The 8,182-nt window shown below is 63.0% G+C and carries 8 protein-coding genes; 5 read left to right on the top strand and 3 right to left on the bottom strand.

Annotated elements, in window-relative coordinates:
* The 4 genes from EOA86_RS13020 to EOA86_RS13005 form a co-directional block, all read left to right on the top strand.
* On the top strand, positions 1-494 hold a 494-nt coding region (locus EOA86_RS13020), incomplete at its 5' end, for an ABC transporter permease subunit (protein WP_128342018.1).
* The gene (locus EOA86_RS13015) at positions 491-1,627 is read left to right on the top strand and encodes an ABC transporter permease (RefSeq protein ID WP_128342017.1); all 1,137 of its coding nucleotides are present in this window, start codon (positions 491-493) and stop codon (positions 1,625-1,627) included. The genes EOA86_RS13020 and EOA86_RS13015, both read left to right, overlap by 4 nt.
* Before the next feature lie 81 nt (positions 1,628-1,708).
* A complete protein-coding gene (locus EOA86_RS13010; RefSeq protein WP_128342015.1) occupies positions 1,709-2,680 on the top strand; it encodes an ABC transporter substrate-binding protein in 972 nt (323 codons plus the stop codon).
* Between the two features lie 197 nt (positions 2,681-2,877).
* Positions 2,878-3,327: a CHRD domain-containing protein gene (locus EOA86_RS13005; protein WP_065009914.1), complete on the top strand. Its 450-nt coding sequence runs from the start codon at positions 2,878-2,880 to the stop codon at positions 3,325-3,327.
* Positions 3,328-3,369: 42 nt separating this feature from the next.
* Here the strand turns inward: EOA86_RS13005 and EOA86_RS13000 are convergent, their stop codons facing one another.
* From EOA86_RS13000 to EOA86_RS12990, 3 genes are all read right to left on the bottom strand, one after another.
* Entirely contained in the window at positions 3,370-5,019 is a 1,650-nt protein-coding gene (locus EOA86_RS13000) for a thiamine pyrophosphate-binding protein (protein WP_127208759.1), read from the bottom strand.
* Positions 5,016-6,191, bottom strand: coding sequence for a CaiB/BaiF CoA-transferase family protein (locus EOA86_RS12995; protein ID WP_128342013.1), 1,176 nt, complete (start codon positions 6,189-6,191; stop codon positions 5,016-5,018). Before EOA86_RS12995 ends, EOA86_RS13000 begins: the two co-directional genes overlap by 4 nt.
* A 103-nt stretch (positions 6,192-6,294) precedes the next feature.
* Positions 6,295-7,224 carry an alpha/beta hydrolase gene (locus EOA86_RS12990; RefSeq protein ID WP_128342012.1) on the bottom strand — a complete coding sequence of 310 codons (930 nt, stop codon included), beginning with the start codon at positions 7,222-7,224 and terminating at the stop codon, positions 6,295-6,297.
* Positions 7,225-7,420: 196 nt separating this feature from the next.
* Between EOA86_RS12990 and EOA86_RS12985 the strand changes: the two genes are divergently transcribed.
* On the top strand, positions 7,421-8,182 hold a 762-nt coding region (locus EOA86_RS12985), incomplete at its 3' end, for a ribonuclease (protein WP_128342010.1).

The raw sequence follows: 8,182 nt of genomic DNA, 5'->3' as shown, positions 1-8,182 counted from the left end.
GGATCATCGCCTCGCAGACCATTCCGATCCTGGCGGTGGCGCCGATGATCATCGTCGTGCTGGCGGCGATCGGCGTCACCGGGCTGATCCCGAAGGCGCTGATCTCGACCTATCTGTCGTTCTTCCCGGTGGCTGTCGGCATGGTCAAGGGTTTGCGTTCGCCCGAGCTCACCCATCTCGACCTGATGCACACCTACAATGCCAGCCCCTCGCAGACCTTTTGGAAATTGCGCGTGCCGGCGTCGGTGCCGTTCCTGTTCACCTCGATGAAGGTGGCGGTCGCCGCCAGCCTGGTCGGCGCCATCGTCGGCGAACTGCCGACCGGCGCCGTCGCCGGCATCGGCGCCAAGCTGCTTGCCGGCGCCTATTACAGCCAGACCATCGACATCTGGTCGGCGCTGGTTGCCGGCTCGGTCGTGGCAGCCCTGCTGGTTATGGTGGTCGGCATGGCCGGGCGCATCGTCGACCGCGCCATGGGCGGGAGGCCGGCATGAGCGATCTCCTCAGCCTTTCGTCGATCACGCCTCGTTCCTGGCAGGGGTATGCCGCGCTTGTCCTTCTTGCCGGAGCGCTCCTTCTTTTGCCGCTTGTCAATGCCACGCCCGGCTATGGTGCCGCCACCGTGGCTTTGATTTTCCTTTTGCTGCTTCTGGCAATCGCGGCCGATAATTTCCCACCGGTGATTGGGGTGGTGTTGCTCTTCCTTGGCGCGCACGGCGCGGCGTGGATGCTTCTCGCCGGCATAACCGGCAATGAGGGGACCGCTCGCGCATCCTTCTATTTGCTGCTTGCCGCGGCATGGCTTCTGGCCTGGCGCTGCGTGACAGCCCTGTCCGCGCTTCGCCCGACCTCGCGCTGGGCGGCGACCGCTTTGAGGCTGATCATTCCGGCTATCTTCGGCGCCTGGATCCTGATCATCTGGGAGGCGGTGACGCGCGGCGCGGGCATCCCCTTCATCCTGCTGCCGCCGCCAAGCGCCATCGGCGTGCGCATCGCCAATTCGCTGCCGGTGCTGGCCGCCGACGTGCGGCAGACCATCTTCAAGGCGGTGATCTTCGGCTATGTGGTTGGCAGCGGCGCCGGCTTCCTCGCCGCCGTCGCGGCCGACCGCGTGCCGTTCCTGCGGCGCGGGCTTTTGCCGATTGGCAACATGGTGTCGGCGCTGCCGATCATCGGCGTGGCGCCGATCATGGTCATGTGGTTCGGCTTCGACTGGCAGTCGAAGGCCGCCGTCGTCATCATCATGACCTTCTTCCCGATGCTGGTGAATACGGTCGCAGGCCTTGCCGCCTCCGGCCACATGGAGCGCGACCTGATGCGCACCTATGCGTCGAGTTACTGGCAGACGCTGTTCAAGTTGCGGTTGCCGGCGGCAGCCCCCTTCATCTTCAACGCGCTGAAAATCAATTCGACGCTGGCGCTGATCGGCGCCATTGTCGCGGAGTTCTTCGGCACGCCGGTGGTCGGCATGGGATTCCGGATTTCGACCGAAGTCGGGCGGATGAACATCGATATGGTCTGGGCCGAAATCGCAGTTGCAGCACTTGCGGGTTCGGTCTTTTATGGCGTGGTCGCTCTTTTCGAGAGAGCCGTTACGTTTTGGCATCCCTCCGTCCGTGGTGGATAGAGCGGTGGCGGGTTTGGAATCAGGAGCGCATTGAAGATCCTGATCCTAAAGGGTGAACACTTAACTTCAGAGGGTAAAAACATGAAAAGACTTGTTATTTCGATGCTGGCCGGCGCGATGTCGCTTGCCGCGTTCCAGGCGATGGCCGCGGACAAGGTGACGCTGCAGCTGAAATGGGTCACGCAGGCCCAGTTCGCCGGCTACTACGTCGCCAAGGACAAGGGGTTCTACGAGGCCGAGGGCCTCGAGGTCGAGATCAAGCCGGGCGGCCCCGATATCGCGCCGGAGCAGGTGATCGCCGGCGGCGGCGCCGACGTCATCGTTGACTGGATGGGCGGCGCGCTCGCCGCCCGCGAAAAGGGTGTGCCGCTGGTCAATATCGCCCAACCGTTCAAGAAGGCCGGCATGCAGCTGGTCTGTCCGAAGGATGGCCCGGTCAAGACCGAAGCCGACTTCAAGGGACATACGCTCGGCGTCTGGTTCTTCGGCAACGAATATCCGTTCTACGCCTGGATGAACAAACTCGGCCTGAAGACCGACGGCGGCCCGGACGGCGTCACCGTGCTGAAGCAGAGTTTCGACGTGCAGCCGCTGATCCAGAAGCAGGCGGATTGCATTTCGGTCATGACCTACAACGAATATTGGCAGCTCATCGATGCCGGCTACAAGCCGGAAGAGCTGATCGTTTTCAACTACTCCGCCATGGGCAACGACCTGCTTGAGGACGGGCTCTATGCCCTGGAGGACAAGCTCAAGGATCCGGCCTTCGAGGACAAGATGGTGCGTTTCGTGCGCGCCTCGATGAAGGGCTGGAAATACGCCGTCGACAATTCCGACGAGGCGGCCGGCATCGTCATGGACAATGGCGGCCAGGACGAGAACCACCAAAAGCGCATGATGGGCGAAGTCGCCAAGCTGATCGACAATGCCGACGGCAAACTCGACCCGGCGACCTACGCGCGCACCGCCAAGGCGCTGCTCGACCAGAAGATCATCACCAAGGAGCCGACCGGCGCCTACACGACTGCCATCACCGACAAGGCGATCAAGTAGGGCAGGGCCATCAATAGGGCGGTCGGGTAGAGGCGATCAACCTGGCCTCTGCAGCCTGCAATTCGGAAAGGGGCGGGCGACCGGCCCTTTTTGCTGGGATGTAAAATAGCCGTTACCGGTGGAAACATCCGCTCGCCACAACCGTTGTTCCAGTGCATCCAGCTTCAGCGGATGTCACCGCCACAACGGAGATTCCCATGCGCATGCAATCCTTCTCGCCGAAGCTTTCGGCGCTGGCCGTTTCGGCTTCCGTCCTATGCGCTTCACCGGCTTTGGCCGACATGATGAAGATGAAGGCGACGCTCGATGGCGCTCAGCAGAATCCGCCCATCACCACGGAGGGCAAGGGTACCGCCGCTCTCGTCTTCGACACCGCCACGAAACAGCTCACCTGGAACGTGACGTATTCAGGTCTCAGCGGCCCGGCGACGGCCGGACATATTCACGGTCCGGCGGCAAAGGGTGAAAATGCCGGCGTCGCCGTCCCGTTCAAGGGCGCTCCGAAAAGCCCGTTCAAGGGGGCGGCGATTCTGACCGACGCGCAGGCTGCCGACCTGATGGCCGGCAAATACTACATCAACATCCATACGGCGGCCCACAAGGACGGCGAGATCCGCGGACAGATCGAGAAGGCGGCGACGATGTAGCCAAGTCTTGCGCCAACGGAAAGGGCAGCCCTTCCTATCGGATCACGACCTGTCTCTTATCTGGGTCATCGTGCGGGTTGGCGTGATGGCCTCGGGGTCGAGCCTGATCTCGACAATCGACGGCTTGCCGCTGGCACGCGCGCGTTCGAAGGCCGGCGCGAAATCGGCGGTCTTCTCGACCGTTTCGCCATGGCCGCCATAGGCGCGGGCCAAAGCCGCAAAGTCGGGATTTCGCAGATCGGTGGCGACGACGCGGCCCGGATACTCGCGCTCCTGATGCATGCGGATGGTGCCGTAGATGCCGTTGTTGACGACGATGACGATGATCGGCAGATCGTATTGCACGGCGGTGGCGAACTCCTGCCCGTTCATCAGGAAGCAGCCGTCGCCGGCAAAGGCTATCACATCGCGCTCGGGGAACAATTCCTTGGCTGCGACCGCTGCCGGCGTGCCATAGCCCATCGAGCCGGAGGTGGGGGCGGCCTGCGTGGCAAAGCGCCGGGACCGGTGGAAACGGTGCACCCAGGTGGCGTAGTTGCCGGCGCCGTTGGTGAGGATCGCGTCGTCGGGCAGCATCGTTTCGAGATAGTTCATGATCGGCCCCATCTGGACGGAGCCGGGACCACTTTCGGGCGGAGTCGACCAGTCGAGATAGGCTGCGTGCAGCTTCGGTGTTTCATCCGCCCAGACCGGCGTGGCGGCCGGTTTGCGCCCGGCGAAGGCTTCGACGAACGCGGAAGGCGAGGCGTTGATCGCCAGCGTCGGCCGGTAGACACGGCCGAGCTCGCCGGCATCGGCGTGGATATGGACCAGCATCTGGTCGGGATAGGGGCTCTTGAGCAGCGTGTAGTCGGAGGAAGGCATCTCGCCCATGCGGCCGCCGATCAGCAACACGAGGTCGGCCTGCTTGATCGCGGTGGCCAGCTTCGGGTTGATGCCAATGCCCACATCACCGGCATAGTTCGGGTGGAGATGATCGAACAGCATCTGGCGGCGGAAGGAGCAGCCGACCGGCAGCGACCAGGCTTCGGCGATCGTCCGCATTCGCGCGACGGCCTCCGCATCCCAGCGCGTGCCGCCTAGGATAACGAAAGGGCGCTGCGCCTTGTTGAGGAGCTTTTCGAGAGCATCGAGCTCGGCCTCGCCCGGCCGCGTTTCGACCGGCGTGTGGGGCAGGGCTTCTGGAGCCTCGGCAAGGCTGGTCAGCATGTCTTCCGGCAGCGAGATGACGACCGGGCCGGGGCGGCCGGACGTCGCCACCGCGAAGGCGCGCGTGACGAATTCGGGAATGCGCGAGGCATCGTCGATCTCGACCACCCATTTGGCGATATCGCCGAAGAACCTGACATAGTCGACCTCTTGAAAAGCCTCGCGCCCCTTGGCATGGCTGGCGACCTGGCCGATGAACAGGATGACGGGAACCGAATCCTGCATGGCGATGTGGATGCCGGCCGAGGCGTTGGTGGCGCCGGGTCCGCGGGTGACGAAGCAGATGCCGGGCTTGCCGGTCAGGCGGCCATGGCAGTCGGCCATCATTGCAGCACCGCCTTCCTGGCGGCAGACGATGGTGCGGATCGTTGAATCGTGCAACGCGTCGAGCACCGCAAGATAGGATTCCCCGGGCACGCAATAGATGCGGTCGCTGCCGTTGGCTTCAAGCGCATCGACGATCAGTTGTCCGCCGGTCCTCATTTTCCTGACCTCTCCAGTTCGGCAAGGATTTCTTCGGTGTGTTCGCCGAGACGCGGCGAGGGCCGCTCATAGACCAGCGGCGTGCCCGACATGACCATCGGCGCGCGCACCGAGGGCAAGAGATTGCCGTGGCCGTCGTCGAGGTCGAGCCGCATGCCGCGCGCGATGGTCTGCGGGTCGGCGAACATCTGCCCGATCGTGTTGATCGGGCTGGCAGGCACACTTGCCGCCTCCAGTTTAGCCAGCAGCGGATCGCGATCGAAGGTTTTCAGCGCCTCGATTATATGCTCGCGCAGCTTCGCCCGGTTGGCGACCCGGGCGGGATTGGTGGCGAAATCGGGGTCCGATGGCAGATCGTCCAAGCCGATGGCCGCGCAGAATTTAGCGAACTGGCCGTCATTGCCGATCGCCAGGATGATATGGCCGTCCTTCACCGGCACCACTTCGTAAGGCGCAATGTTCATATGCGCGTTGCCCATCTGCACCGGCGATTTTCCGGAGACCAGATAATTGAGGTTCTGGTTGCCGAGCGCCGAGATCTGGGTGTCGTAGAGCGCCATGTCGATATGCTGGCCTTCGCCGGTCTTCTCGGCATGGCGAAGTGCGGCTTGGATGGCAATCACCGAATACAAGCCGGTGAAAATGTCGGAGACGGCGACACCGGCCTTTTGCGGCTCGCGGCCGGCCTCGCCGGTGATCGACATCATGCCGCCCATGCCCTGGATGATGAAGTCATAGCCGGCGCGCGGCGCATAGGGCCCGTCCTGGCCGAAGCCGGTGATCGAGCAATAGATCAGCCGAGGGTTTATTTCCCTGAGGCTGTCATAGTCGAGGCCGTATTTCTTCAGGCCGCCGACCTTGAAGTTTTCGATCAGAACGTCCGATGTGGCGACCAGCCGGCGCACTGTGTCGGCGCCCTCGGGCGTCGAGAAATCGATGGCGATGGAGCGCTTGCCGCGATTGCAGGAATGATAGTAGGCGGCCGAGAGGTTTTCGCCGTCATGGCTCATGACGAAGGGCGGACCCCATTTGCGGGTGTCGTCGCCGCCATCCGGGCTCTCGACCTTGATGACGTCGGCGCCGAGATCGGCAAGCATCTGCCCCGCCCACGGTCCGGCCAGGATGCGGGCGAGTTCGATTACGCGGACACCTTTCAGCGGAGGCTCAGTCATGGATCACCGTGATTGATCGGAAACGCAGCCTGTATCAATCCCGCGTGATGCTGTCACGGTTCTTGCAATGGGCCAAACCCGATCTTGTTGATGTCGATCATCGTTATTTCAGCACGCTGTCGGCCCATGCGGCGAAATCGTCCATGATTTTATCTCGATTCACCTCGTTCAGACTTTCGTGGCGGGTCTCGGCGTAAACCTTTGAAACGAGATTCGAAAAACCTATCCTGTGCAGGCGGCCAGCGAGATGGCTGACAGCCCTGCCGCCGTCGGTGGCGGGGTCCTTTTCGCCGCCGACCAGGCAGATCGGCAGGGTCTTGCGGACACCGGAAAAATTAGTGTCGTCGGCACCGTCGAAGACGAACCCGAACAGGTCGCGCCACATCGACACGGAGGCATCCCAACCGCATAGCGGATCGGCGATATACTTGTCGACTTCGGCTGCGTCGCGCGACAGCCAGTCGAACGGCGTGCGGTGATCGGGGACGGCTTTGCCCCAGGCCTGGAAGGTCAGTCGCGGCAGCATACGCGACGGCATGTCGGAGCCGAGCCGGAATTTTTCCCAGGCCAGGATGATTTGCGCGGCACGGCTGGCGAGCCCGGCGGAAAAATTAGCGTTCCAGATGGCGGCGGCGTGCAGGCGGCTCGAATGATGAAGGATGAAATTCAGCGCGACGAGGCCGCCCATGGAATGGCCGAAGACGATGACGGGCAGGCCGGGGTGGTCGCCGGCGATCAGGTCGTGCACAGCGGCGACATCGGCAACGACCTTGGCGCCGCCGTGTTTTTGAGCGAACCTGCCGAGTGGGGCATCGGGCGCCTTGGTTGCGCCATGGCCGCGATGATCATGGGCGTAGACATGGAAGCCGCGCTCACCCAGAAAGGTAGCGAAGCGGACATAGCGCGCGGCGTGTTCGGCCAGCCCGTGATTAATCTGGACGACCGCGCGCGGGCGGCCCTCGGCACGTTTCAGATAAAGGTTGAGCTCGGCGCCGGTCGGCGATCGGAGCACGCGCTGCTGGCTGAATGACATTGTCGCTTCGTCTCCAACGCGTCTTTCACGCCTGCGGACGTTTGTGTGCGCCGACGCCGGTTTTGCGTCAATCCGTTGGCCTTGTTTTCCGCAGTGCTGTTCGTCGCAACGCGGTATCGCAATTCTGACATGGAGAATTTGATACCAAGAGAGGGCGGCAGTCTGTTGCCGCAGCATTTTTCCCCGGGGTACTTTCATGCATACGCGGACAGGTCTGGTTTTCGAATTTGCGCTTCTCGCCGCGTTGCTAACGGGTGCTGCTCGGGCCGAAGTGAAGATGAGCGGCTCCTTCGTGGCCGACGCCACCTGTCCAGCGACACAGGCCATCAAGAACGGCAAGAATCCCGGCAATATCTCGACCGATGCGGGACAGAGCTATGAGCTGCTGGCCGGCAACAAGGATGCTCCCACGCACTATCTGATCCGAGTGCCGGGCGCCGACCCCGAGCGCCGCTGGGTGAGGATCGACTGCGGCCATGTTTCGGGTGGCAGCGCATCCACGGAACCGGCAGCACCCGCGCCGGTCGACCGGGGGAAGTCCGCTGCGCCGATCTCGGGAAGGCCCGAATATGTCCTCGCGCTGAGCTGGCAGCCAGCGTTTTGCGAAACCAAGCCCAGCAAGACCGAATGCAAGGCGCAGACCGCGGCCGGTTTCGAAGCGAGGCATTTCACCTTGCATGGGCTGTGGCCGCAGCCGAACGGAAATTTCTATTGCGAGGTGGCAGCGGCCGACAGGGCGAACGACAATCCGGCGCACTGGCGGGACCTGCCGCCGGTCGAGCTCGAGCCGAACACGCGGTCGGAGCTCGATCAGGTGATGCCAGGCACCGCATCTGATCTCGACAGGCATGAGTGGATCAAGCATGGCACCTGTTACGGCAAGAGCCAGCAGGAGTATTTTTCCGATGCGCTGAGCCTGACGCGCGCGGTGAATGCTTCACCGGTGCGTGATCTTTTC

This window comes from Mesorhizobium sp. M5C.F.Ca.IN.020.32.2.1 (genome assembly GCF_004023105.1).
Lineage (GTDB): Bacteria > Pseudomonadota > Alphaproteobacteria > Rhizobiales > Rhizobiaceae > Mesorhizobium > Mesorhizobium wenxiniae.
This window is presented reverse-complemented; position numbering and strand designations above follow the sequence as displayed.

Excerpts from the sequence above, each read along its gene's own strand:
- EOA86_RS13015 (WP_128342017.1), top strand. The coding sequence starts at position 491 with ATGAGCGATCTCCTCAGCCTTTCGTCGATCACGCCTCGTTCCTGGCAG.
- EOA86_RS12995 (WP_128342013.1), bottom strand. The coding sequence starts at position 6,191 with ATGACTGAGCCTCCGCTGAAAGGTGTCCGCGTAATCGAACTCGCCCGC.
- EOA86_RS12990 (WP_128342012.1), bottom strand. The coding sequence starts at position 7,224 with ATGTCATTCAGCCAGCAGCGCGTGCTCCGATCGCCGACCGGCGCCGAG.
- EOA86_RS13010 (WP_128342015.1), top strand. The coding sequence starts at position 1,709 with ATGAAAAGACTTGTTATTTCGATGCTGGCCGGCGCGATGTCGCTTGCC.
- EOA86_RS13005 (WP_065009914.1), top strand. The coding sequence starts at position 2,878 with ATGCGCATGCAATCCTTCTCGCCGAAGCTTTCGGCGCTGGCCGTTTCG.
- EOA86_RS13000 (WP_127208759.1), bottom strand. The coding sequence starts at position 5,019 with ATGAGGACCGGCGGACAACTGATCGTCGATGCGCTTGAAGCCAACGGC.